The 24,626-nt window shown below is 40.9% G+C and carries 20 protein-coding genes and 1 pseudogene; 1 reads left to right on the plus strand and 20 read right to left on the minus strand.

What is annotated here, in order from left to right:
* Nucleotides 1-24: 24 nt before the first annotated feature.
* The 3 genes from B9A91_RS08325 to B9A91_RS24105 form a co-directional block, all read right to left on the minus strand.
* Nucleotides 25-1,131 (minus strand): PepSY-associated TM helix domain-containing protein, encoded by a 1,107-nt coding sequence (locus B9A91_RS08325; protein WP_084237894.1) that lies wholly within the window; start codon nt 1,129-1,131, stop codon nt 25-27.
* A gap of 3 nt (nt 1,132-1,134) precedes the next feature.
* On the minus strand, nt 1,135-3,585 hold the full coding sequence (locus B9A91_RS08330; RefSeq protein WP_084239631.1) for a TonB-dependent receptor: 2,451 nt from the start codon (nt 3,583-3,585) through the stop codon (nt 1,135-1,137).
* Between the two features lie 173 nt (nt 3,586-3,758).
* A complete protein-coding gene (locus tag B9A91_RS24105) occupies nt 3,759-3,929 on the minus strand; it encodes a DUF3606 domain-containing protein (protein ID WP_159451669.1) in 171 nt (56 codons plus the stop codon).
* 346 nt (nt 3,930-4,275) lie between these two features.
* Here B9A91_RS24105 and B9A91_RS08340 point away from each other — a divergent pair, with 346 nt between their 5' ends.
* Nucleotides 4,276-4,779 carry a DinB family protein gene (locus B9A91_RS08340; RefSeq protein WP_084237896.1) on the plus strand — a complete coding sequence of 168 codons (504 nt, stop codon included), beginning with the start codon at nt 4,276-4,278 and terminating at the stop codon, nt 4,777-4,779.
* A 417-nt stretch (nt 4,780-5,196) separates the two neighbouring features.
* Here the strand turns inward: B9A91_RS08340 and B9A91_RS08345 are convergent, their stop codons facing one another.
* From B9A91_RS08345 to B9A91_RS08420, 17 genes and pseudogenes are all read right to left on the minus strand, one after another.
* The gene (locus tag B9A91_RS08345) at nt 5,197-5,442 is read right to left on the minus strand and encodes a hypothetical protein (RefSeq protein WP_159451670.1); all 246 of its coding nucleotides are present in this window, start codon (nt 5,440-5,442) and stop codon (nt 5,197-5,199) included.
* A 124-nt stretch (nt 5,443-5,566) separates the two neighbouring features.
* Nucleotides 5,567-7,804: an outer membrane beta-barrel protein gene (locus B9A91_RS08350; RefSeq protein ID WP_235012494.1), complete on the minus strand. Its 2,238-nt coding sequence runs from the start codon at nt 7,802-7,804 to the stop codon at nt 5,567-5,569.
* A gap of 192 nt (nt 7,805-7,996) precedes the next feature.
* Nucleotides 7,997-8,272 (minus strand): annotated as a pseudogene (locus B9A91_RS24585) (carboxypeptidase-like regulatory domain-containing protein); the annotation flags it as partial.
* 18 nt (nt 8,273-8,290) lie between these two features.
* Nucleotides 8,291-8,971: a hypothetical protein gene (locus B9A91_RS08355; protein WP_084237899.1), complete on the minus strand. Its 681-nt coding sequence runs from the start codon at nt 8,969-8,971 to the stop codon at nt 8,291-8,293.
* 63 nt (nt 8,972-9,034) lie between these two features.
* Nucleotides 9,035-9,325: a chitin binding peritrophin-A domain-containing protein gene (locus B9A91_RS08360; protein ID WP_084237900.1), complete on the minus strand. Its 291-nt coding sequence runs from the start codon at nt 9,323-9,325 to the stop codon at nt 9,035-9,037.
* A gap of 10 nt (nt 9,326-9,335) precedes the next feature.
* On the minus strand, nt 9,336-10,421 hold the full coding sequence (locus B9A91_RS08365) for a DUF1573 domain-containing protein (protein WP_084237901.1): 1,086 nt from the start codon (nt 10,419-10,421) through the stop codon (nt 9,336-9,338).
* Nucleotides 10,422-10,493: 72 nt separating this feature from the next.
* A complete protein-coding gene (locus tag B9A91_RS08370) occupies nt 10,494-10,736 on the minus strand; it encodes a helix-turn-helix domain-containing protein (protein WP_084237902.1) in 243 nt (80 codons plus the stop codon).
* 18 nt (nt 10,737-10,754) lie between these two features.
* Nucleotides 10,755-11,891 carry a thioredoxin family protein gene (locus tag B9A91_RS08375; protein ID WP_084237903.1) on the minus strand — a complete coding sequence of 379 codons (1,137 nt, stop codon included), beginning with the start codon at nt 11,889-11,891 and terminating at the stop codon, nt 10,755-10,757.
* On the minus strand, nt 11,888-12,805 hold the full coding sequence (locus B9A91_RS08380) for a retropepsin-like aspartic protease (RefSeq protein ID WP_084237904.1): 918 nt from the start codon (nt 12,803-12,805) through the stop codon (nt 11,888-11,890). Before B9A91_RS08380 ends, B9A91_RS08375 begins: the two co-directional genes overlap by 4 nt.
* Nucleotides 12,806-12,827: 22 nt before the next feature.
* A complete protein-coding gene (locus B9A91_RS08385; RefSeq protein WP_084237905.1) occupies nt 12,828-13,982 on the minus strand; it encodes a TlpA family protein disulfide reductase in 1,155 nt (384 codons plus the stop codon).
* A 58-nt stretch (nt 13,983-14,040) separates the two neighbouring features.
* A complete protein-coding gene (locus tag B9A91_RS08390) occupies nt 14,041-15,426 on the minus strand; it encodes a TlpA family protein disulfide reductase (RefSeq protein ID WP_200815618.1) in 1,386 nt (461 codons plus the stop codon).
* A 64-nt stretch (nt 15,427-15,490) separates the two neighbouring features.
* Complete coding sequence (locus B9A91_RS08395; protein WP_159451671.1) at nt 15,491-17,005, minus strand: PKD-like family lipoprotein; 1,515 nt, start codon at nt 17,003-17,005, stop codon at nt 15,491-15,493.
* Nucleotides 17,006-17,029: 24 nt separating this feature from the next.
* Entirely contained in the window at nt 17,030-17,794 is a 765-nt protein-coding gene (locus tag B9A91_RS08400) for a DUF4843 domain-containing protein (RefSeq protein ID WP_159451672.1), read from the minus strand.
* Between the two features lie 13 nt (nt 17,795-17,807).
* Complete coding sequence (locus B9A91_RS08405; protein WP_084237908.1) at nt 17,808-19,247, minus strand: RagB/SusD family nutrient uptake outer membrane protein; 1,440 nt, start codon at nt 19,245-19,247, stop codon at nt 17,808-17,810.
* Between the two features lie 12 nt (nt 19,248-19,259).
* On the minus strand, nt 19,260-22,625 hold the full coding sequence (locus B9A91_RS08410; RefSeq protein ID WP_084237909.1) for a SusC/RagA family TonB-linked outer membrane protein: 3,366 nt from the start codon (nt 22,623-22,625) through the stop codon (nt 19,260-19,262).
* A gap of 158 nt (nt 22,626-22,783) precedes the next feature.
* Nucleotides 22,784-23,899, minus strand: a complete 1,116-nt coding sequence (locus B9A91_RS08415) for a FecR family protein (RefSeq protein ID WP_084237910.1) — start codon at nt 23,897-23,899, stop codon at nt 22,784-22,786.
* Between the two features lie 90 nt (nt 23,900-23,989).
* Nucleotides 23,990-24,556: an RNA polymerase sigma factor gene (locus B9A91_RS08420; protein WP_084237911.1), complete on the minus strand. Its 567-nt coding sequence runs from the start codon at nt 24,554-24,556 to the stop codon at nt 23,990-23,992.
* Between the last annotated feature and the right edge of the window lie 70 nt (nt 24,557-24,626).

The following is a 24,626-nucleotide window of genomic DNA, read 5'->3' on the forward strand; positions in this document are numbered from 1 at the left end:
ATAAATCAATATGTCATGTTTATTTTACATTTGTTTTGATTTCCCTCGTTTCCACCAGATCAGGAAACCGGTTATAGGCAGGCCCGCAACAATAAGCCCGGCCAAAAAGGCCAGCAATTTTCCCGTAAATCCCAGTGCACTTCCGGTATGCAGGTCGTAATTCATGGCTATAATTTTAGCACCTACTGGCAGTTTGCTAAAGGTTTCTCCGGCTTGCAGCAGCTTTCCACTGTACCGGTCAAACCTATACTGCACCCTGTTGTACAGCTTCATCTCACTTTGGTAAGCCGAAACGTTCACAGTTCCGCTTTTGGCAGAGGGGAAATTGTATAAAAAATATGCTGTTTCAGGTGATGCCTGAAGAGCCTGGTTCAGGATAAGGTCTGCCGGCATTATATCCTTCATTTGGGTGGTATCCGATAAGACTTTGGCTTTCTTATCGGTAGTCAGGTCAAACGACCACATTAAGCCTGTACCAGCGATAATCATCAATACCAAAAAGCTATAAAAGCCAATAACATTATGCAAGTCGTAATTAAGCCGTTTAAATTTGGCATTCCATTTTACCGAAAGGCGCTTTTTCAGCTGCTTGCGCTTCCATTTTTTTGGCCACCACAAAACCAGGCCGCTTAACAGCAAAACAACAAAACACACTACAGACCATTTTACAACAAAATGGCCTACATTGTCGCCCATCAACAGGTTCATGTGCAAAGCCAGCACTACTGTAAAAAATTCCTTTTTAGCGTTCTCCTTAAATACTATCTGCCCGGTATAAGGGTTCAGGTATACTTTATCATAGTACTGGTAATAATTCCAATATCCAAATGCCTCCCGGTTCAGTTTCATCGCCCTGAACATAAACGTACGGCCTGGCATTTGCGAAAGCTCGGCCCTTGATGGCTTACGGTCTTTACCAAATGCTTTTTCGGCCACTGCAATCAATTGGCTCAGGGGCAAGCGCTGTGCACCTGCAGGCACCTCTACATACAAACGCTCTTTATAAACCAGGTCTTTAATTTCATCCTGGAAAGCATAAATTGAACCTGTAAGGCCAATTACAAACACAACCAGCCCGGAAATTAATCCGAGCCAGAGGTGAATTTGTGCTATGATTTTTTTAATCGTCAATAATTAGAATTTAAAGGTAAAGCTACCTGCCACTGTTCTTGGCATTTGCGGGGTAAGAACTCCTGTCCCTGCAAAATACCTTTCATCGGCTAAGTTATCAACTTTAACCCCTATTCTATACTGTGGTTTATCATAAAATACGGTTGCAGTAGCCATAATGTAAGATGGCAGGGTAAATACACCTGTAGTTTTATGATTGCTTGTTTTGTGCTTACCGATATAATTGATACCGGTACCAATGCCCAAGCCCTTCAGGTTACCATTTGGAATAACATAACTGATCCATGAATTGACTAAGGTTACCGGCCCAGCTGATGTTGGCCTGCGGGCTATCAGCTCTGGAATAGCCTTTGTAAGCTTGCTGTCGTTATAGCTATAACCTGCTATGATGTTCAACCCTTCAAAAGGATTCGCAATCAATTCCAGCTCCACACCACGGCTTTTCTGTGTTCCGTCCTGAAACCTGGCATTATAGTTTACACCACCTATATTAACAACCTCATCCCGTGTCACATTTTCTACTTCTATGTCATAAGCACTGGCTGTAAAACTAAGCCTGCCCTCAAGCAATTCCATTTTTATCCCTGCCTCCAACTGATTGGCATGCTGAGGCTTAAAAGTACTGGAAAGCCCTGTTTCCGGAGCTTGCGCATACGGGGCTACGTAACTAAAACCGTTCATATAGTTACCAAATAACGAAACCTTGTCTTTCAGCACCTGATATACCAAGCCAAGTTTTGGTGATATTGCAGTCTGCAAATATGCACTGTTTGGAGTCAGGGCATTGATAGCCTGATTGCGTATGCCGCGGTTATGGTAGCGGTCTACCCTCAAACTCAGCATTGCTAATAACCTGTCGGTCAGGTTTAGCACATTAGAGGCATAAGCACTATAAATATTACTTTTGATACTGTTTTTCGTCGGTGCCCCTGTACTAGCTGCAAGTTTGGCTTCCACAGCCGCCCGCGAAAGTTTCAGGTAATTCGGATCAGCGTTGTTTAACGCATCTACCTGATCAAAAGCAATATAAGGAGAGTTATCGTTATTTACAGTAATATTCAGATAATCCAGGCCAGCAACTAACCTGTTCCGTAAACCGGCAATCTTAAAATCACCAATAAAGTTCTGCTGAATATCTGTGTTTGTATTTACCGAATTTTGCAGAGAGATGTTACGCTCCAATATATTGTCTGTTGCAGCGCGCATAAACTGGTATTGGTAAAAGCCATCAGATTTTCTGGTGTTGCTGGAATAAATAGTTTGTGAAGTCCATTGATCGGACAGTTTATAAGTAATTTGCCCGCGTACGTTTACTGTAGGGTTACGCATAATAATGTCGTTACTGGTAAATGAGCGCTTCCAGTCGAAATTCAACTCTTCAGGCTTTGTTGCAATAAACGGTCGGTTACGCGTTAAAAAGATCGAAGGTGTACTGGTTCCCTCCAGCTCATAGAAACTTGCGTTTAAGTTCAGTGTCAGCTTTTCGTTTACCCTGTATTCAAATGAAGGTGCCGCAAAAATTGACTTCCTGAAACCCGCATCCTGAAAACTGTTCTGATTTTGATAGGCCGCTGTCATTCTAAATAAAAGCTTCTTATCTTTATTCACCGGACCATATACGTCAGCCGAAAGCCGGTTTAGTCCGTAGCTTCCGGTTACATAACTAAGTTCCCCGCCCAGGGTGTCTACTGGTTTTTTGGTTGCAATATTGATTACACCGCCAAAGGCAACCACTGCACCACCGTAAAGCGTTCCTGAAGGCCCTTTTATCAGTTCTACACGTTCCACGTTTACCGGATCTATCTCACCATTGGTTTGCGATGGTATGCCATCTACGAGCGAAGCCTCTGTACGGAAACCACGCATCGTGTAGAATGAGGCCCCATCGGCATTGATCCCCCTGCTGCCCTGTATTTTATAAATGCCGGGACTGTTTTTTAACGCCATGCTAAACTCTGTAACCATTTGCTCGGTAAGCAGGGTTTTAGGTATGGTGGTGTAAATCTGCGGGTTCTCCAGGTTACCCAAAGGCATCTTGGCCGCGGTTGTCGTTCTTTTCACCGCAAATTTATTGGTGCTGCCACCATTTACCACAACTTCTTCCAGCTGTTCGTTGCTTTCGGTAAGTTCAAAATCAACAGCTATCGTTTCGGCTGCTACAACGGTAACTTCTTTTTGCTGAACAACCCTGCCTATAAAACTAACTACAAGTTTATAATTTCCGGGCTCCAGTTCCTTCAATATGTAATTGCCCCTCGCATCAACCTGAGCGCTTTTTACACCTTTGATAGTAATGGTTACAAATTCGGCAGGCTTTCCGTCACTGGTCCTTACAGTGCCCTTGATGCCGCCCTTGTCAGTTATTGTTATAATTCTTTCAGTAAGTTTATAGTGAGATGCGTAACCCATGAGGGGCAGAAATAAAACACTGCCCAAGAGCAGCAATAATTTCATAAAATATTTCTTTTGGGTACATTTTTTATACATATGCTTTAAATTTCCGCAAATCTAACAATTAATTGGAATCAATCTAAATAAATAAGGCTTTATTTTAAATGAATTGCAGGTAAACAAAAAACCCCCGTCAGTTATGCTGACAGGGGCTTATCTTTATTTTTAATTGATACTTATTTGTTCAGGTACTTCTGTATATCGTGTACATTATTACCTGTTGTTTTTGCAATTTCCCGAAGTAGCCTTGGCCTAATTCCCAGCTTATTCGCCCAATATTCTACTTCAAAATTCTCAATAAGATTGATCTGCTCTGAAAAAGGATCTGTTTTCTGTTTACGTTCCATGATCTTAAAATTTGGTATAGTGAAACAATGCATAACGCGTGCCAGTTTTATAAATCCGCAGGTAGCGCCACTACCTACGGATAAATTATACATGCAGAAAAGATCTGCAACCCTAAAAAACACCTCTCCCCTGTTTGCCCTCCTAATCACTAAGGTGTTAGATTGGGAATAAAATTACGGGATATGTGCCTGCCAAAGAATAAGGAATAGGCAGAAAGGCAGTTTGGATCGATGAAAAGGCATTTTACCCAATCGGCGTACCGATAGCCTTTTAGCAAAGAAAAAGGAACAAACAAAACCAAAATGCTGTTGTTGTATACATTTTAACCCAAATAACTATTATCGTATGATACTGGAACAACTTATCGGAGAATTCGAAAACGAAGTAAAAAGTACCCGTAAATTATTACAGGCAGTTCCTGAAAAAGACCTTAGCTACAGGCCCTCAGAAATTTCCTGGACCATGGGCGAGCTTGCCCAGCATATTGCCACCATTTATTATTGGTACGTTGGCACACTTACCCAAGACGTATATGATATGGCTGCTGATAGCCTACAACGTGGCGATACAAACGATATTAAAGCTACTCTGGAACTTTTCGAAAGCAATGTTGAGAAAGCCAGAGCGGCACTAAATTCGCTTACTGAGCAAAAGCTACTGGACAACTGGACCATGAAGGTTGGCGACAAAGTTGTTCTTGGCCCTATGCCAAGAGGCATTGTATCTCGTGGTTTTCTTTTTAGCCACATTTATCACCATCGTGGCGAGATGATCGTTTACCTGCGTGCAACAGGCAACAAAGTGCCTGGTATGTATGGCCCTACTTACGAAGACAGTGTGAAAGCATAAAACCTAATATAATTTTGCCCATCCAGTACTAAAGCCCTTTAACACCAGAAATTGCCGAATTAACTGGCCTTACCATTGACGAAATCGAATCCCTAAAAGGGTAGCTTTCTGAAATGTTCCCCAGGTTGGTTAACCCTTGGCAAACCTTTGGGTAAGGGTTAACCAAGGGTTCCAATACCAAAAGGGTTTAAACAACCCATACCAAAGGCTTGCTTAATACTTCGATAAACACAGCTTCAACCAAACAAAGAACGTGTTTGTTCCATCAACGTCCTTTCTATTGGCGCCCACGCCTTAGCTTTTTCCTGATCTGTCTGTGCGTAAACAGTAAAAGATAGAAAAGATATTAGAAAAAACAGTAAAAACGCAGGTAGTAATACTACCTGCGAGTGGCTTATAGTCGTATTGAACGAAAGATTAATTAAAGCAGGTTATTTCACCACAGCATGGCTGGGCCGCACACCAGGCATAGGGGTCCTGGGTAGCCGGCATTGTAATATATCCACCGGTTCCACAATCGGATGGAGAAGTTTTGGCTACAATAATACAGGTAATGGTGTCAGGGCACTGCTCTCCTTCAAAAATAAAGTCACACGTCTGAGTGTTTGCGTTCCAGCATAAGCCTTCAGGGCAAATTCCACCGCCACCGGTTACTTTTTTCATTTCTGCTTTTGTAAGAGGAATAAATTTTTCCATAATTAAAAGTTTGTTTAGTCAATCAAATTTCGCACTGATTGTGTATGCGACATATTTTTAGAACTTTATGTTTGTTCACTTATCTTTGGGTCTATGGTTTGAAACTTCCGTCACTATTCCTGACACCCGATTTGCTTTTTGAACCTGACCACTTTTGAGGTGCCCACTGAAATTTCAACATAAATAGACGGCTATTTGCATTAGTTTTGATCTCTGTGATACCATTTACTGCAGCTATCCGGTTGACAAAATTGCTTGCTTTAAAAAGATCAGAAACGCCCAAGGAAAATGTTGCATTTTTGGCTTTAAGAAAACGTTTTTCTGCCATCAGATTTACTACAAAAGGGTTTCTGACAGTGTTGGATGGCAAACCACTAACAATTTGCTGACTTAGTTCATAGATCAAATTGAAGGTATTATCTAAATAAGCCTTCCCATCCACCACGGCATGCCAGCGCTGTTCAAAGAAATTGTGATCCGATGCTACGTAAGACATGCGATTATACAAATAAATAACTGAGATCTTTGTTTCCATGCATTTCTTTAAAGTAAATGCGAGATTTATATTCTGATAGAGGCTGTAAAAATTGTTCTTAGAAAAGATAAAATTGTTAGCGATTTTGTTATCCTGATACTGAAACATCCCCACTAAATTCAAGTTATACCCGCTGCCTGAAAAACGCTTGCCAATGCTATAATTGGACTGAAAAGAACGATTGTTTCTACTGTTAATATATCGGGTCTCACGGATGTAAACATTATCTTCTATTTTAAGAAATTGGTTTTCTACAATTTTTTCTGCCAAACCGACTCCAATTGCCAACATCAAATACACGCCGCTAGAATTAAAATACTGGTTATATTTTAAATCGATTTTTTGGGCAAATACTGGTTTTAGTTCAGTATTGCCAAATCTCTGATACAGCGGATTGCTGATATCCTGTAGCGGCTGCACCGTTTCAAATGTAGGGGCTGTTATCTCCCCGATATATTTCAGACTAAACTGAAGGTTATTTGATCCAGTATACCTTAAGTGAACATCAGGACTTATCCTAGAAAATATTTTATCAGAATTGCTGCCCGACAAGGCATTTAAAGTCTTCAACCCAGTGAAAATGGTCTTAGCTCCTATTGCTACCTCATACTCCTTATACTTATACCTGTAACTTACAAGTACCGGATACTGTATATTTTTATATTCGAATTGCTGCCCCAGCGAATCAATATACCTCCAGGAGTTTTCACTATCTTCTACTTTTGCAGAGGAATGATTCTTCGTTGAGTTATAATTGCTGCTGGCCTGCAAAATCAAAGATTCCCGGTGGCTTAAAGGATAGCCAAGTACTACAGAAAGTTGATATTGTTGCCTGGCGGTAAAAAAGCCAAACCTATACCGTGCTGGGTTAATTCCCCCACCCGTGGCATCTTCATAAAATACCACTTTATTTTGCTGATCTCTATCCCTATCCATGAGTTCGCGTCCAATCTGCGCAGTAATTGCTAAATTTGCTCCTGCATCGTTTAGTTTAAGTCGATATAGACCGTTTATGTTAAAAGATGGCTTTGAGGTTCTATGGTAATCATTAAGCGACTGCACTTGCCGTTGCAAACCATCATAAGCAGTGTTACGGTCGTTTGCTACCGACGAATGCTGATGAGTAAGCAAAGCTCCAAAAATAAAATCCTGGTTTTTATCAAGATGATAGTTAATCTTACTATTTAGCTGATGCTTCTTATCTTTTACGTCTGTTTCGATCTCACTTTTTGAGATTACAGAATTATCATCATAAAATTCCGACCCAGACACATTTTTAAAAGAATGTACGACCCTATCTGAAAAACTGTAAGTATTTTCGACATCAACTTTATTAAAGCTCTTATTCCATACCAAATTAAGGTCTTTATTCTTATCCATTCCAGAGCTTACCACAGGGGTGATTCCCTGTTCAGTAATGCCGAGTGGCTTCTGAGCATAAACAATACCCACTCCTTTCTGGTCCAATCCATCAATACGTTTTAAGCCAGCACCTGCTTTTAACTGATCACGGGTTCCACCTTTTGTTTCTAGGTTACTCAGTAAGCCAACTGAACGATCAGGTTTTGAAACCACATTTAACACCTTTTGCGAATTTGCCTTCAGCCCGGTAAACCTGGCCTGTTCACCGTAATCATCAATCACCTGTATTCTTTCTATAATCTCAGCAGGCAACTCGTCAATGGCATTTTTTACATTCCCACCAAAATAAGTAGCGCCGTTAAATTTCGCTTTTCTGATCGTTTCGCCATTATGGGTAAGATTTCCTTCAGCATCTACGTCAAAACCGTCCATTTTTTTTATCAGGTCTTTTAAAGAAGCATAGTCCATGACCTTATAATCGCTTGCCCTATATTCAACAGTATCCTGCTTATACTTTATTCCTACTTTACCACTTATGGTTACCTCCTTCAGATGAAACGCTTCGGTTCTTAGCTGTATAGGCTTAAGCACAATCAAATTCTTGCTATCGCTTTGGAGATGTTTTTGCACCAACGGAAGGTAGCCAAGACAGGATATCGTAAGGCTAAATACTGAAGATTTAACCCGGCTAAAAACAAACACACCTTCCTCGTTGCTTATTGCGTTAAGAGTATCCGCCGCAGATTTGAGGATGACAACGGCACCCGAAACTCCATTTTGAGCGGAGTCCAATACAATTCCGCTTACTTGCCGAACCGAAAGTGTAGGAGTTTCCTTATCCTGTGCCAGCGCTACAGTACACAAAACGAAAAGAAGAATAATTGTTAATAGTTTAGACATAACAATTTTAGACCATCACTATTCTGGTTTGCGTACCATGTTATAAGTCCCTTTAAACTCTGTACGAGTATAAAGATCAATTACTTTTTCTCTCAATTCTGGTGTCGGAGCTTCTATGGAGGAGCTCATTAATAGAGCTGCAGCCTTTGTATTGCTACTTCCGTTTAGAATTATAGCGTAGTGAAGCACCTGGTTATCGTAGTCCGGTAGATTTTCTCGTATCAACTTTAATGGAATAGCAAATTCGATATTATAAACTAAACCATTTACCCCTGTTTCTTTAACCAATGCGGCTTTAATTCCATGCTCATTATAAACAGAAATAATACTATCAGGAATAATAGAGATTCCTTGAGGGCGTATAACATCAAAATCCGGTTTACTTGATAGTAAAACAGGATAAGTAAAACTGATTTTGTCTTTTTTGTCTGTTGACAGCGTAAAATTAATTCCGCCCCGATCAACTTTTGAAAGATTCTTATCTCTTTTTATGGCGAGGTATAGATATTTATCACTGTTTGCCAAAGCAAACCACAGGTTATTTTGCTTTTCATACTTTAGTTCAGCCCATTCATCCAATTTTCCATCAATTTTAACGTTTGAAAGCCATTTCGGCACTACGGCTTGCTGCATGTGTTGAGCCTTTATACCATTGCAATACACGAGGAAAACAACGGCGATCAGTATTTTATATGTCATAGGTTTAGTTAATAAAGGAAAGGTGTAATTACTCAAATTTAAACAATTACACCTTTATAAAAGTTAAGGCGTTGGTGGGACATAATTGCACGGTGGTGCGGGATTCTTCGCATTTGCCATTGTAGTACAAAGTTTTTCAGAATCGCTGAAGTAAGTACCTGTGGCGCATACACCCATAATAGGAATAAGAATACCCGGATCTGTTTCAACACAAACAAAGTAACGACGACAATCTGTTGGATAAGCATATATAACGTCCTGTTCCTTCCCTACGCAGGGATTTTCTGGAGGGTCCTGAGCCGTGACAGAAAAAAATGCCAGAAGGCATAAGCAAGCAAAAATTGTTTTTTTCATATAGTTTGGTTTAAATAATTTGCGCAATTCCAGTAATATTTATTTGAAGTGGCTCCGTAGGAGAACTTGAAAAAACAAACAAACTTTGATTAAAAGCTCCCACCTCTTTAAGTTTATAACCAACGGTAATCTCACCGGTTTTTCCGGGAGAAATGGGTTCATGAGGCCATGTGACTTTCAAACAATCACATGAAACCTTTACGCTATTAATTATAAGTGGCTTTTTTCCTACGTTTCTAATAGGAATTCTTACAGTTTTTAATACACCAACGTTTTCACTACCAAAATTTATTTCGGTTCTTGGGGTAGTAATAAGTGCATCCTCAAAAAACTTGTATTTTCTATTTACCAGATAACGTAGTTCATTTTTTAAAGACGGATAAAGAATCGCGTCCAACTCTTCATTATATAGGTTCAATGTTTGATATGCCAGCTTCTGCGCTTGAATGGTGTCCTTAGCCATAATCATTGCCTTAGTCAACAGATAATTATTAAAGAAATAAGGCTGCCATTTAACCGTTCTTATTACCCCTGCCAACTGGTGGTTATTTAACGCATTACCGGCTCTAATAGCAATAAACGCTTTCAACAATTCATCTATAAGCTTAATTTTTTGTTCATCTGAGAAAACAGCAGCACTATCTAAATTAAGAAACTGGGCTTTTGATTCATAATAGATCTTTCCAGAATAAATAGCACGCAAGGCCATATTTAAAACCTCTGGCCTGGCCCCCCTAAAGAAGCCACGAACATCTCCTTCCTTATCCAAAACAATTGTCAATGGAAAACTATATTCCCTAAGCAATTGATTTAACCACAGGTTCTCTCGCTTCGCTTCAACAGATTTCATCATCAAGTCCGAACCAAAGGCTGCATTTTTGTTATTATTCAGTCCATTTAGCTCTTTCTTATAGATATCGCACAAATCACACCCAGATTTAGTTAAAATTAGCACAACATATTTACTTTCTTTTTTTTGTTTTTGAAGTATTTGATCCAAACTCTCCAAACCACTAAAGTCTATATCAGCTTTGTCCGGTTTACAGCTAATAATAAATAAAAAGAATAAAAATAGGAGAAGATAAGAGCCTTTCATAAAAGAGTTTAATGTAGAACCAAAATTTACTGAGATAAAAATGAAGAAAGCAACAGATAAAGAAAATAGATATCATCTATCAATTTGATTAAAATAGCCCTCCAGAAATCCCAGGGGGCTAAGTTTAAAAATCAAGGCAACCTGGATAATCCGGTCTAATGATGCTTTTGTTTGACCATTTTCTAAAAGACAATATGAGTTTTGAGATATGTCAAGCGCATCTGCCATATAATATTGGGAATATCCTTTCTCCAGTCTTATCTTTCTAATATAATCACCTAATGTGATTGAGCTATACGTTAATTTATTTTTCATTTGAGCGTAATTAAGCGGCTAATTCAATATACTATCAAAATGCTTTGTAGGTTTATTGAGCGCTTTTGCCTTCCTTATTCCCCATTCTGCATACAAGCGCGCCCTTTCGGGATCGTTCTGGGCCTTCATCATACCGGCTGCAGTACCCAATACGCTATAGGGTGATTTTTCTGAAACCACTTTTACCATCCAATCAGCAAAAAGCTGCTTTTCTTCCTCATCAATACCGTCACCATACAGGTACATAGCCATGTAACGGATCTTGTTGTCATCATCATTAAAGTTTTTGGCGGCATATTTAAAAAATGCTTTACGGTCTTTCAGCTGTCTGTAATAATAAGCTTCTGCCATATCCAGGCGTGCATAAGGCCAGTCGGTCTTAGAGAATAAAGGCTTTACTTTGTCTAGGAACATCTCAAATTTCAGATCATTCTTTTCCGGGAGCTCAGCTTTAATTCTGGCGGCCATAATCTCATTCCTCCGTCCATAAACCAGGTCTTTTCCATATAAAGCTTCAAACTGGTTATAGTTTTTAAGCAGCAGGTCAGCAAGTTCCGAATTCAGTGATCTGGTCATTAAAAAAGGAACAGCATTCACTTCAGCAAGGATATCTTTCCCCTTAATGTAAGGAATCAGCTTATCCTGATCAACCGGCTTACGTTCCGTAAACACTGCCTTATAAAAATCGACGTGTGCCACATCCAACGCCGGACTAAAACCTTTTAGGGCAATACCTTTCTTCGACTTTACAACGGCTTCACTAAGCAGCTCCTGGAATTTATCTGCTTCCTGGTACCCTGAAAACTTATTCACCAGCTGGCCATCACTGTTCAGAAGCAAAAAGGTAGGGAATCCGGTAACCATGTATTTCACTTGTAGTTCCTTACCCAGGTCTTCTTTGTAAAAATCAATTTTAACGTTTACAAAATTGTCTTTCATCTGCTTCATCACAGCTGGCAAAGGAAAAACCTCATCGTCCATCTGCTTACAGGGATGGCAGCCTACAAAGTAGGCGTCAACAAATACCATTTTGTTTTCTTTCCTGGCCTGGGCCAGCAGGCTTTTCCAATCGGAGGTTGTTGTAAACTGGCCGTCCTGTGCACTTGCCGTCAATACCAGCAGCATCAGGCTTAAATAAATTTTAAATGTTTTCATTTCTTATAGTTTTGGTTAGGAATTAGGTAAATCTCTTTTTTCTGCATATTGATGCTGAAGTTGTATTTGCTGATCAGCCCTACGCCTATAGAACCGTCAAAGCCGGGGTTCCAGCTTTCGCTCTGACCGCCGCCCGCCATCAGCGTAACCAACATATTTTTTATTGGCTCCACATTTGAAAAAGAAAAAGCAGCGGCCTTTCCGGCAAATGTAGGCGTGTTCATTCCCATGCTTACGGTGCTGCCATGACTTTCGGCTTTAAATCCGCTTACCAATAGTTTGTGCTGTTTTACAAATGGCCTGAAGCAGATCAGATTGTATGCAGCACCGGTATCGAATACAAAATTACCGGTGTGCGGCTGGTCGGGCGTAATGCTTAAAGTGCCAGGAATGATAAATAAACCGGCAGGGATTGTAAAAGGAATGGCCTGTCCTCCCTTTTCTTCTAAATCGCCGAAGTTATACAGGAGCATTTCCTTGCGGTCATAATCCACTTTAACAATATAATGCCGGGCCAGGGTATTGCCGATGATGCCATCAGTTCCTTCCTTGTGCATTTCTTTAAAAATCGCGATGCTTTGGTTCTTAAAATCAAAATCGCCCATATGCACTGTATTTCCCGTAGAAACAGAAATATCCATAGAACCGCCCACTACTGAGGCTTTCTGGGTACGGGCCACTTTTAGCCCTATAGAATCGGCCAGGCCCTGCCCTATGGCCATACCATCGGCTCCCGTATCAAACAACAGCCTTAAAGGGCGCGGAAAATCGTTTAGCTTTACCGTGAGGATGATGGTGCCGTTATGGCTTTCAAAAGGAATCCGCGCAATTTCTTTTGCTTTTGAAACAAAGGCCAGCAATTGTAACGCCAGTGCCAGTAGTAAGAAATGTTTATAGCTGTTTTTAAACTTCATTATTTCTTTGTTTTAGATTGACTTAGAAACCATAGATCTTTTCCAGTGCTTTGTCAATGGCATCAGAAGCCCCGCTGGTGGTCCGGGTAATGATTTTTCCATCAGCACCAACCAGTATCTTGGTAGGGAAAGCATTTACATTAAATGTTTTTACAATATTCTGCTGTTCAATGCCATCCTGGTTCAGGATATGCACCCATCTGATATCATCTTCTTCAATCGCCTTTAGCCAGCTCTTTTTGGAGTCTTCAAGCGTTTTGCCCCGTTCATGAGCTATGGCCACAATTTCAAATCCTTTTGATTTGTATTTTTTGTAGAGTTCTTTCAAATGCGGATGGCTTGCCCTACACGGTCCGCACCAGCTACCCCAGAAATCAAGGATATAAGCCTTGCCTTTCAGTGTTTCCCTGCTTACCCGGTTGCCATCTTTGTCTACCCGGTCAAATGCCAGAACGGGAGTACCCGCCTTGGTGAGCGACAAGCGTTGAACTGTTTGTTCAATGTCTTTCCCCTGGACAGTATTTTTGTAATCAGGCGCCAATGCATTCCATGCGGCAATGTATTCATCAGCACCGTAACCATTGGCTGTGCGCGATAAAATGAATACCGAAGCAAAAGCATCAGGATGGGCCTTTATAAAAGCTTTTTCCTTTGCAGAATTTTCCCGGTAAGTTGCCATCAGTTCTTCGTGCAACTTCAGCGAATCGGCCGCTGTAAGTTTTTTATCCTTTTCGAGCAGCCGGCCCATCAAACGCTTTTGTTTAACTTCTGTTGCCACCATGCTCTGCTGCAAATCATTGTAGAGCTTGTTTTGTTTGCCTCCCTGCAACTTTACCCCCTGCAGAAACCGGGCATCCCCGCCCATAAAGATGTCTTGATCAAGAAGGAAAAAATTAAATGGCGCGATGGGAATTTGGTTATGTTGGCCTTCTCTCGGCCAGGAAATATTAAGTCGTGCAGCAACCGGAGTTTTCCGTGCGGCTACACGTGCAGAAAACTGATCGGCATTGCCTTGAACAACTATATATCCGTTTTTACTGCCTTCTCCAGTCCAGGAAATGCTAACTTTATTGTTGCCTAATCCCTTAAGGTTTCCTTTAATGAAAATGCTGTCGGTTTGTCCTTTTGCTATGAGGCTCCCCAGCATCAAGCCAGCTACCGCTAAAAAAGATTTCATGTGTATATCATTTAGGTTCGGAATATAAAACCAAAGGCCGGATCAACCGGCCTTTGTATTATTTTGCGGCGAGCGTTTTTTCCAGTAATTGTTTCAGTTCAGGTTTAGACGGTCTCGGGGAATCGATGGTTACGATCTTTCCATTACGATCAAATACCATAAAACGTGGTATACCCGTAATTTTATAATACTTGGCAAGATCGCCCCAGCCGGTTGCAAACAACTGCAGGCCACCCAGGTTCTCATCTTTGATCATCTTTAACCACTTATCTTTATCTTTTGCTTCATCCACAGAAATGCTGACTACCTGTACATCGGTACCTTTCATTTCTTCCTCCAGCTTTTTCAGATGAGGGATCTCGGCCTTACATGGGCCGCACCAGGTTGCCCATACATCAACCAATACCACTTTTCCTTTCAGGTCTGCCATTGTTACGGTCTTTCCGTTTTTATCAGGATAAGAAAAGGCAAAAGCAGGATCGCCTGGCTTTAATGAGGCTAGAGGGGCCAGCAAATCGCGGCTTTTTTGCTGCTGACTTTTAGTCAGCAAGTATTTACCATAGGCAGCTGTCAGCGCCTGGTACTCATCATAACTTTTCATACGCGCGCCGTTTTCCAAAACGAAATCGCCTTTTAAGGTATCATTAGGAATAAAGCTCAGGTCGTTCTTCAGGCCTTCAAGCCCCTGCGTATACTTCATATTTTGTTGCCTCATGTTTACGCTGATCAAACCACCCAGTGTACGTGAACCCCAAGGCTGACGGTACACTGCCGCAGCGCTTTTAGCAAAATCCTGTGTCTTTAACGTAGCATAATAAGGACTATACTCTTCAACCGAAGGATGCGCCGAACGCGGGGTATTCAGGAAATTGGTAGCATAGCTGGCCAGATCCCATGCCATGTTTTCCTTCATCAGTTTATCGAACTTTGCATTGCCTGTTACCTTGCCGTTAAGGAAAGTTTTAGCTTTTCCAGTGATTTCCTCCAACTGAGGGAAGAAGTCAACAAAAGTGCTTTGGTTTTTCATGAAATTGATGGCTTTCTGCTCTAATGGATTTGTAAAATCGTGCCATTCGGTCATCAGCACATTCTCTTTTGAATTCTGCTTTCCATCGAGTGCATAAGTCAGTTCCGAAATGGTCAGCGAAAGTTTATCGCCTCCCTTAAAGTAAAACTTATAGTTGTCGTTAGGACTGCCCACAGTGCCTGTCCCTACGACATAAAAACCTTCATATTCCGGGTAAAAAAGAAAGCCAAAGCGTCCTTTTTCTTCAGGGGTTGACACGGCAATTTCAACGGGGCGCCCTTCTACTACTTTAAAAAGTTTTACAGGGCTCTTTCTCTCCTTGTTCAGCTGCCCGCTGATCTCTACCGGCAATTGCGCCTGGGTTTGAAGTGCGGCCATGCTTATGAATAAGGCCGCGCTAAACAGTTTTTTAATCATGTTAGTTAGTTTATGTGTGTTGATTGTTTAAAGCCAGGTGTTATCGGACACCTGGCTTCGTCTATTATCGTTCCCTGTAGGTTAGGCTTTGTACTTTCCCGAACCCACTGAAAGATTTATATAATTGCAAATCGGCGTTTAAAGGAGGGACAGTAAAAAGTTCCATCTTACCATTTATTCCTTCAGGTAAAGCCGGATCGTAACTGCAGACAATAAGTTTATTCCCTTCCGGATATTTTGTTGTAGACCGGAATACATGGAATTTAATTAATGATACCCTATTTGTTCCCTTGTCTACAACCAGCTTGGTTGTCTTAAGGAAGATGTCATATTCATATACTTTTGACCCTACATTATAGAAAACATAAGCCAGGTCAGGACTAATCGCATATTGTTCTGCCTTATCAAAATCTGTTGCCAGAATTTCTGCATAATAAGACTGTTCATTGCTGGAAATGTTAAACCTTGCCAAAAATCTCTTTGTTCCTGTTGGCTGTTTTAAAATGGCAAACACTTCGGTACCATTAAAACGGACAAACTCCATATAAAGCAAATCCATACCGGTACTGAAGCTAAATAGTTTTTTATCCGCAGCAGGCTCAGGCAGCGTTGTACAGGAAGCTGCTGTACCACTGTGCTTCACAAACCTTCGGTTATCCGAATCATAAAGGATTAATGGTAATACAGGGCTGGTTTCATCCGAACCAAGAAACGGAGCAGCTGTAAAGCCTTTTTTCTCTGCATCGATATAATTAATTGGGGTAGCGTAATACACATTTACCGGTCTATCATAGAGATATACATTCCCCTTACCCAGCATATACGCACTGGAATTATTTCTAGCTTTCATTGCCTGAGCATAAAAACCAACAGGTATCTCACCAAACATCTCATAGCTAAGGTCCATCGTTTTGGTCCATTTATAAGTATTTGGATCTATTTTAGTAGTGCCCTGATCGGTTCCAAGATATAAGCCGTAAGAGATTGCATCAGGGCCGATCAGCAAGCCAGTAGGATAAGTATAAGCCATTACAGGTTTGCCTTTTAACGTGAGCCCGGACTCTGTAACTTTTAGCAGGTCTATGATGTTTACGAAACTGCCATCTGATTTCCTGGATATTACATCCAGCCGCGCAGTCCCATTTACATCTGTCATCAGGAACCATCCTTCGTTGATTTCATTCTGCACCGTTAAAGTAAATTTCTTACGATATTTCACTCCGCTGGCTTTGTCGGTAACTCCATAATAAAATGTGTATGCCCTTGCAACCAAGGTCATTTTTACATTCAGGTTGCGGGTAGTGGCCAATACAAACATCTTATCACCTCCAAGCCCGTTCGGCCCTACATAGGCCCATTCATAACTATATTTTGTTGTATCTGCGCCATTATCAGCCGTAAACGACAGTATTGGTTTTATTGTAAACTGACTACCGTAAACCGCAGTGGTGTCGTTAACCCCACCAAATTGCTGCACCTCGTTAACTGATTTATAATCGTAATTGCCAAGGTCCTTTTTACAGGAATATGCTAGTATTATCGCCAGGGCGATCAGATAAGTATGTATTTTAGTAAACATAAATTTCATTTTTAATGGTTAATACTATTGAACTCCGGCGCCCATGATCATTTCGGTTCCGTCATCTTCATAGACAGTTTTGCCCGCAACTTTCTGATCGTTTAAATAACGCTGCATATATTTACCATATGCCCCTAGTATACCAAGTGAAGGGGAACCTACAAAAAAACTGGGTTCAACACTTAAGACATCTACCATCAGGAACAATTTTTTACGGCTGAATACGCCCAGATAAAAATCAAACCAGCCGGACGGCTTTTTCACAATATCATTGATATATACCTTGTAACTAACGTAACTGTACTTTTTACCCGTTGTTGCGTTTAATACCTTATCCTGCATAGCTGTAACAAAATTTTCGTTTGGTTGAAGATTTAAGATCAGGAGCGGCTCAGCAGTTTGCATATCGGAGGTACGATGTGTCTTTAACAATACTGTATCTTTTAACTTGTTTTTCTTTATGGTAAAAGTGGTCGGTAAAGCATCGTAGTGTTTTCCTGCAATTGCTGTCGATCTTGGATCTACAACCAAGTTGTAGGCTCTGTCATGATTGGCCATAGCTCCCGTTACTCCGATAATAATTTTTGCGACCGAATCAGTTGCTGTTGAATAAGCGAACGACAATACTGTTGAATCACTGATTACTTCTCCATTAAAATCGGGAAGCTTTGTTGCTGCATTAAAATAAATGTCAGGCTTTCCTTCGTAGGTAATTACATTGTTCTTTTTACAGGAGACACCTGCTATAAATAGAAACAACACACTTAAGCTATATAGAATATTTTTCATGTTTTCCTCCTTTTTATTGACGGTATTGAGTTTCAGATAAAGGTAAAGGCAATACATACTTGCTTGCGTTCATGGTTACATTTCCACTTGCAGCCGAGCCGTTAGGGATTGAAGTAATATTTCTTCTTTTGTAGTAATAAAACAGCTGCCCCTCACCAAAAAACTCCTTTTGATATTCCTTTTGTAATTCAGTGTTTAAATTTGCTGTAGCGGCAAGGCTCAACAGACCGCGGTTGTTCCGAACAGTATTTAAATAACCAATTGCGGTGGCGGCAACCGGTTCACATTCGGCAGCTATATAGAACATTTCACTGATCTTGATCATAGGAATACTGAAACGGAATGTTTTGGCCTTATCAATTACGTCAGCATACTTGTAAAAGGTTCTGTAAGTTTTACTTCCATTGCCCGGAACAGCCCATTGCGGGTTGTACCTGTAGTCATTTTCATTGGTCTCAAAGACCGTGGTCAACCGGCCTGCAACTGGGGCGAGTATATTTTTATCTTCCAGCTCAGGCGCAAAGTAGTTGTTATAATTGTTGTACAACTGAGAATTCTGAATACCCAGTATCATTTCCTGCGTATAAACCCTGTCTGGATTTGTTTTTTCACTTACCGCAGCAGCTAAGGTGATCCAGGGGAACTTGGCGGTATTTTGTATCAGAACTTTTGCTGCTTCAAGAGCCGCGGGTTTATTACCTCTGTACATATTAGCCCTGGCCTGAAGGGCTTTTACCGCGTAATAATTTAGCCTGTAATTCCGGTTACGCATAAAATTATTTTCTCCATCTATAAATGTTGGCATTACTCCGTTCGCAATGACAGGATCATTTTTTAACAAAGTTTCGGCCTTTGCCAGATCTGACAAAATCAATGACATGACCTGGTTAGCCGGCAGATATTTATTGGCCGAAGATTCCGCTTGTGTATAGTACGGTATAGATTCCTTAACAGAATCAGCCGAATTGTACATAGGCCCATATAAACGAAGCAGATCCAAATGCAACATTGCCCTGATGGCGATTGCTTCTCCCCTGTAAATAGAATCTGTACTGGCATCCAGCACACCCATATACTTGTTGAGGTTCGCCATAAATACGTTCGCATTTAAAATATTTACGTATGCGGCACTCCACATCGCGTCAATTTTGTCAACCGCCGGTTTCGTAGCATAATCGTACGTAGACAGGGTCAGTAATGTATGTGAACTGGGAACATTGTAGCGTTGTGCCAGAATATCTATCGTACTAAGGGTAAGGTTATCGCCATATAAACTGTTTTTGGCCAGGTTAATGTACAGCCCATTCAAAGCTGTATTGACCCCTTTCACTGTAGAAAAAGTATCCTCTTCAAGCACTTTGTCTTCCGGTTTTACATCCAGAAATTTTTTGCAGGATGCCAACATACCAAGGGCTACCAGCACCGCCATTATTCTTATATAATTTCTTTTCATGATTCGCTTCTTTTAAAATGATGCCCTTAAACTCATTGAAATTGTTTTTGCGAAAGGGTAGTCTACCCCGCGTTCTCTTAACACACTAGATACCTGAAAAATATCATTAGCAATTGCTGTTAATGTAACCGTACTTAGCCCGGCGCGCTTTAACCAGGCCTGCCTGTCGAAGGTATAACCCAGACTGATAGATTCACCTGTGATGTTGTTATTTCGCTGTACAAATCTCGAAGATTGTGGCGTTACGCTGGTCTGGGAAATGGCCTTGAAATAAGCAACATCTCCCGGATTTCTCCACCTGTCGTACAGGGCTCTTCTATCCTGGTTGTTTGCTACGGAAGCATAGGTAATGTTTTCAACCTTGTTATAAAGCGCGGTATTAAAAATATCACCACCAAACTGGTATCTTATGTTTACACCTGCATTAAAACCTTTGTAAGAAAAATACGTAGAAGCAACACCTTCAATTACAGGGTTAGTATTGCCTACAGCAGATAAGATGGCAGCGTTATAATCATACGTGTATTGCCCGTCGGGCCTCAGGAACATTTCTCGCCCTGTGCCCGGATCTATGCCCAGCGATTTTGCAGCCCAGATATCGTCAGGACTATATCCATCGTTGAACTGCAGCAACTTGGTAGTTATAGTTTGGTTTTGCTGGTTCTGGGTATTTAATCCGGCAAGGGCTGAGCCCAATCCACTGTATTTACTTTTATAACTGCTTCCGGTTATATTCAGATTCCACACAATACGATCTTCTAATTTATAAATAGGTGAATAACCAATCTTAATTTCGCCCCCCAGGGTATTCATAGTACCTACATTAAAAGGGAATGCGACCAACCCTGTGGAGGAGGCAAGATCTACCGCAACTACTAGTGGATTGGTGCGCTTGTTATAGACGTTTATATACCCTGTAAGACGATCTTTGAAGAATGAAAAATCTATACCACCGCTAATTTGTGTTGTTTTTTGCGGAGCAAGATCAGGGTTACCATAAGTGCTTAATGTTACACCCTGTCCAAACTGGTTATAATTGGTGTTGGAATTATAATCGTAAGTAGAGGTAGAAGAGATAGAGGCATAGTTTTGATTACCCGTGACACCAATATTTCCATATACCCTTAAACGGTTAAGCCAGTTACGGTTTTTCAGCAGAGCTTCATTGTGAAGGTTCCATCCTAGTCCTGCTGACCAATATGGCGAAAATTGCCGGTTACTGCCAAATGCGGTTGAACCATCGAGCCTGTAAGAAGCATCCAAAAGAAACCGCTGATCATAAGCATAGTTGGCAGATAAAGTAGCATTCACTGATCTCGACACACTTGAAGATGCAGTAGGAGCCCCATTAGCCTGGTAACTATAGGCAAAACGCGGATTACCTGTGGCCCCTTCCGGAAAACCTTCTGCGATCATTTGCAATGCCCGGAACTCTCTGTTGTTAATTTCTGCCCTTGCGTTGGCCGTGATAGAATGTTTTTCGGCAAACACCTTTCCATAAGTAAGCAAAGCATTGGCCTGGTAAGAAAAATTATCGCGCTCATTTCTGGTATACTTTCCTTTTCTGAGTAACGGAATCTCTTCGAATGAGCTGTGTTCAGGGGCTAGGAACAAAGTACTTTCTGTAGCTCCTTTGATCAATTGCAGGCCTCCTGATAGTCGGATATCAGAGGTAATGTCATAATTCAGCTGTAAGTTGTTCTGTACCTCCAGATTGTTGTCTGAATTGATATTTGGCAATAAAGCATTGTAAAGGGGATTGGAAACCCTGAGTACCGTTCCTCTTGCTGTACGCGTCTGTTCTAAATAGGGAGAGGTAACATCCTTTTTAAAATAAGGATTTGCATTCACAAAATTTGAAAAAGAGCCATATGGGGTTTCATTTGCCTTGTATCCTCTAACAAACAAATTATTGTTGATGTTTATTTTTTTCTTTCTGTAGGTCAGGTTGATGTTTCCACTCCAGGTATCTCTTCCGGAGCCCTTCATCGCACCAGTCTGCGTTTTGTAGTTAACCCCTACCCCATATCTGAAACTATCATCTCCTCCCTGCGCAAAGATGGAATTGTTCTCTGAGAAACCAGTTCTTACCGGTTCATTTAACCAATAGGTATCTACTCCCTGCTCTACCAATTTTTTATGGTCATTATAGAGCTGATCGAGCTCAATCTGTGAGCTTACAGATCCGCTAGTTGTGATGTATCTTCCTGATAAAACTTCAAATTCCAATTTTTCTTTAGCATTCATCATATTGTATACCGATAACAGCGGCATTTCAACCCTGAAATCGTTTGAATAAGAAAACTGAAGTTTTCCTGGCTTTGGTTTAATGGTTTCCACAACAATTACCCCGTTTGATGCCCTTGCACCATACAAGGCGGTAGAGGCAGCATCCTTTAATATCGTAACCGAACCGATTCTGTTAATATCCAGATCGACAATGTTCTGTAAAGTAGTTTCAAAACCATCCAATATAAACAAGGGTTGGTTCGGATCCGCACCAAACTGATCTCTTAAGGTAGCAATTGGTACACTTGTTTTACCTCTGACCTCAATGTTTGGCAATACATTGGGATTCGCACCTGCAAGGTTATTTTCCATCTGGATAAATGATGGATCTAATGTTCGTAAACTCTGAATAAGATTATTATTGCCTATGCTTTTCAATTGGTCTCCACTAAAAGTTGCAGTAGCCCCGGTAAAACTATTCTTGTTACGGGTAATGCCTGTACCAGTTACAACAAATTCATTCATCAGCTTCTCGTCATCTTCCATAACAATAATCCGATAGCTTCCAGCAGGAAACCCAGGTAAATATTTCACTTCTTGCGTTTTAAAGCCTATATAAGAGATCTGTAGTACATCTTTTTCCGACTGCAGTACAATCCTGAATGTTCCATCCTGGCCTGTGGCCACCGCTCTGGTATCGGATCCTTTTATCCGGATGGAGGCCCCTCCTATTGGCTTATTGTTCTTATCCACAACCTTGCCCAGGAATACAATTGCACGCGTTAAAAGCGGCCGCGCATTCTGTACGATGATGGTATTCTGTTCAATCCTGTAAGATAAAGACTGTCCGGCAAAACAAAGGTCAAGCACCTCTTTTACAGAGGCATTTTTTACGTTAATGGTTACCGGATCTGCCTTGGAAAGCATGTTGGCATTGTAAAAGAAATCATAGCCGGTTTGTTTTCTGATGCTTTGTATGATCCGTTCAAGTGGAGCGCCTTTTTCCTTTAATGTAATCTGGGCATAGCTGGCTGCGCTAACCTGCAGAATTACAGTGGTCAATATGATAAAGGTCAGTTTCAATTTCAATGAAATATTGGCATACACACTGCCTTTTAAGCAATGCTTAAATGTCATGTAAAAATTCATACATTTGTTTAGTTTGGGTTTTTGTCCAATGTTTAGTAAAGTCGATTTATTTGAACAGGTTCACCCGAACAGCTACTCATCATGAGTAAAATACAATTCAGGGGCGTCGCAACCGCTCCTGGATTTTTTTGTTCAGGGTTACTGCAGTAAGTGTAGAACTATGGCATAACAGTAACCCTCCTTCCTTCTATCTTAAACTGAATAATGTCTGGTATAACCATTCTTTTCAGAACTTCCTCAATATTTTTCTGACGGGACATAAACCCCGTAAACTCTAATTTTTCCATCTCTGGAGGACAGATTACCTCTACATCATACCACCTGGCTATCTTCCGCATAATGCTACCTAACTCTTCGTTATCAAACGCAAAATCATTATTTACCCAGGCTATATCATTTTCTGCATTCACAAACCTGGTATTAAGTTTCTGGTTTTTCAGCATACTTTGCTCGCCTGGTCTCAATACCGTAGACACTTCTCCTTCCTTTATTTGCACCTTAACTTTACCTTCCAGCAAAGTAGTAGCAACATAACCATCTTCTTTATAAGCGCTTACATTAAAGTGCGTTCCTAATACCTCAACACTCTGTTCATTAGAAATCACTTTAAAAGGTTTTTCTTTATTATGCGTCACCTCAAAATAAGCTTCTCCTGTTAATTTGACCTCACGTTCATGACCCGAAAAAGCCACAGGGAAGGTTAAGGAAGACATGGCATTTAACCAGACTTTAGTACCATCAGGCAAGTTAACCTGGTATTGTCCGCCCTTCGGTGTAGTAACTGTATTGTACTCAACCGCCCTTGTTTCAGTACTTTTACCAACCTGGTACACCAGCTGCCCATCACTGGTTTTGGTTACTGTAATGCCCGATTGGCTGGCCAGGTTCCCATTTGCAGCATCGTTTAAAACTATCTTATCGCCATTTGCCAGGGTAAGAATGGCATTATTGCCACCAGGTACTATTTTGGCAGTTGCAGCATCCGCCGCCAGCTCTTTATCTTTCTTCTGAAAAAGTACCGCCAGCGTTACGCACAACATTACCGATGCAGCTGCAATCCATGGCCATAGCACAATGCGTTTAACCTGTTTCTGATGTACAGGCAATCCCAGCCATATCCTGGACTTTTCTTCTGCTATCGCCTCAGGTGTAAAATCGGGTTTAGTCTCATCCTCATATTCCAGGTACCAGCTTTCCAGTAACGCAATCTCTTCTGCGGTACAGCTGCCTTCTCTGTATTTCTTTAACAATTCCTTCGCTTCTCTATTCTGCATTACAATATTTAAAAATTACCCGTTTAAATGATAGACGGCGAGAACGGTAGGTATGGGGTAGAAAAAAATAATAAAAATTTAAAATTAATTTTATACAACCAAAAACAACATCATTCCAAGCTTTAAACGCAATATTTTGAGGGCATTATTTACCTGTTTCCGAACGGTCTGCTCTGATAAATTCAGCTGAAGGGCAATTTCTTTGTGGCTCATTACATGTTTGCGGCTCAGCTCAAACACTTCCCTCATTTTGGGAGGAAGCTCCGAGATCCCTTTTTCAATCAGGGCGGTCAGCTGCCGCTCCCTGACCTGATGGTCAGTAATGCAATATCCTGTCTCTATAAAATTTTGTAGTGAACTTACATATTTAGTTTCTACCTGCTGGTGGGCAATCACATCCATGATCCGGTTGCGCACCGAAGTATACAGGTAAGCTGCAAGACTGGATTTGATCTCCAATGCTTCCTTTTTATTCCAAAGCGCTGCAAAAAGTTCATGGATTACATCCTGGGCCTCATCCTTATCGCGCAGGCGCTGGCAGGCATGAATGTAAAGCTCCTCAAAATAACGGTTGTAAATAACGGTATAAGCGCTGGCATCACCTTCTTTAAGAAGGGTTATGAGTTCTGAATCTGAAAACGAACCATAAGCCAGCATATTCCTAAAATTAATTTCTACTTAAAATACCTGTTTTACCCAACATCTGCAAAATTAGCTGTTATTCTGA

Source organism: Pedobacter africanus (assembly GCF_900176535.1).
Taxonomy (GTDB): Bacteria; Bacteroidota; Bacteroidia; order Sphingobacteriales; family Sphingobacteriaceae; genus Pedobacter; species Pedobacter africanus.

What these genes read in the sequence shown, in the direction of transcription:
- B9A91_RS08330 (WP_084239631.1), bottom strand. Translation starts at nt 3,585, where the DNA reads ATGAAATTATTGCTGCTCTTGGGCAGTGTTTTATTTCTGCCCCTCATG.
- B9A91_RS24105 (WP_159451669.1), bottom strand. Translation starts at nt 3,929, where the DNA reads ATGGAACGTAAACAGAAAACAGATCCTTTTTCAGAGCAGATCAATCTT.
- B9A91_RS08340 (WP_084237896.1), top strand. Translation starts at nt 4,276, where the DNA reads ATGATACTGGAACAACTTATCGGAGAATTCGAAAACGAAGTAAAAAGT.
- B9A91_RS08345 (WP_159451670.1), bottom strand. Translation starts at nt 5,442, where the DNA reads ATGAAAAAAGTAACCGGTGGCGGTGGAATTTGCCCTGAAGGCTTATGC.
- B9A91_RS08350 (WP_235012494.1), bottom strand. Translation starts at nt 7,804, where the DNA reads ATGGACGGTTTTGACGTAGATGCTGAAGGAAATCTTACCCATAATGGC.
- B9A91_RS08355 (WP_084237899.1), bottom strand. Translation starts at nt 8,971, where the DNA reads ATGACATATAAAATACTGATCGCCGTTGTTTTCCTCGTGTATTGCAAT.
- B9A91_RS08360 (WP_084237900.1), bottom strand. Translation starts at nt 9,325, where the DNA reads ATGAAAAAAACAATTTTTGCTTGCTTATGCCTTCTGGCATTTTTTTCT.
- B9A91_RS08365 (WP_084237901.1), bottom strand. Translation starts at nt 10,421, where the DNA reads ATGAAAGGCTCTTATCTTCTCCTATTTTTATTCTTTTTATTTATTATT.
- B9A91_RS08370 (WP_084237902.1), bottom strand. Translation starts at nt 10,736, where the DNA reads ATGAAAAATAAATTAACGTATAGCTCAATCACATTAGGTGATTATATT.
- B9A91_RS08375 (WP_084237903.1), bottom strand. Translation starts at nt 11,891, where the DNA reads ATGAAAACATTTAAAATTTATTTAAGCCTGATGCTGCTGGTATTGACG.
- B9A91_RS08380 (WP_084237904.1), bottom strand. Translation starts at nt 12,805, where the DNA reads ATGAAGTTTAAAAACAGCTATAAACATTTCTTACTACTGGCACTGGCG.
- B9A91_RS08385 (WP_084237905.1), bottom strand. Translation starts at nt 13,982, where the DNA reads ATGAAATCTTTTTTAGCGGTAGCTGGCTTGATGCTGGGGAGCCTCATA.
- B9A91_RS08390 (WP_200815618.1), bottom strand. Translation starts at nt 15,426, where the DNA reads ATGATTAAAAAACTGTTTAGCGCGGCCTTATTCATAAGCATGGCCGCA.
- B9A91_RS08395 (WP_159451671.1), bottom strand. Translation starts at nt 17,005, where the DNA reads ATGTTTACTAAAATACATACTTATCTGATCGCCCTGGCGATAATACTA.
- B9A91_RS08400 (WP_159451672.1), bottom strand. Translation starts at nt 17,794, where the DNA reads ATGAAAAATATTCTATATAGCTTAAGTGTGTTGTTTCTATTTATAGCA.
- B9A91_RS08405 (WP_084237908.1), bottom strand. Translation starts at nt 19,247, where the DNA reads ATGAAAAGAAATTATATAAGAATAATGGCGGTGCTGGTAGCCCTTGGT.
- B9A91_RS08410 (WP_084237909.1), bottom strand. Translation starts at nt 22,625, where the DNA reads ATGAATTTTTACATGACATTTAAGCATTGCTTAAAAGGCAGTGTGTAT.
- B9A91_RS08415 (WP_084237910.1), bottom strand. Translation starts at nt 23,899, where the DNA reads ATGCAGAATAGAGAAGCGAAGGAATTGTTAAAGAAATACAGAGAAGGC.
- B9A91_RS08420 (WP_084237911.1), bottom strand. Translation starts at nt 24,556, where the DNA reads ATGCTGGCTTATGGTTCGTTTTCAGATTCAGAACTCATAACCCTTCTT.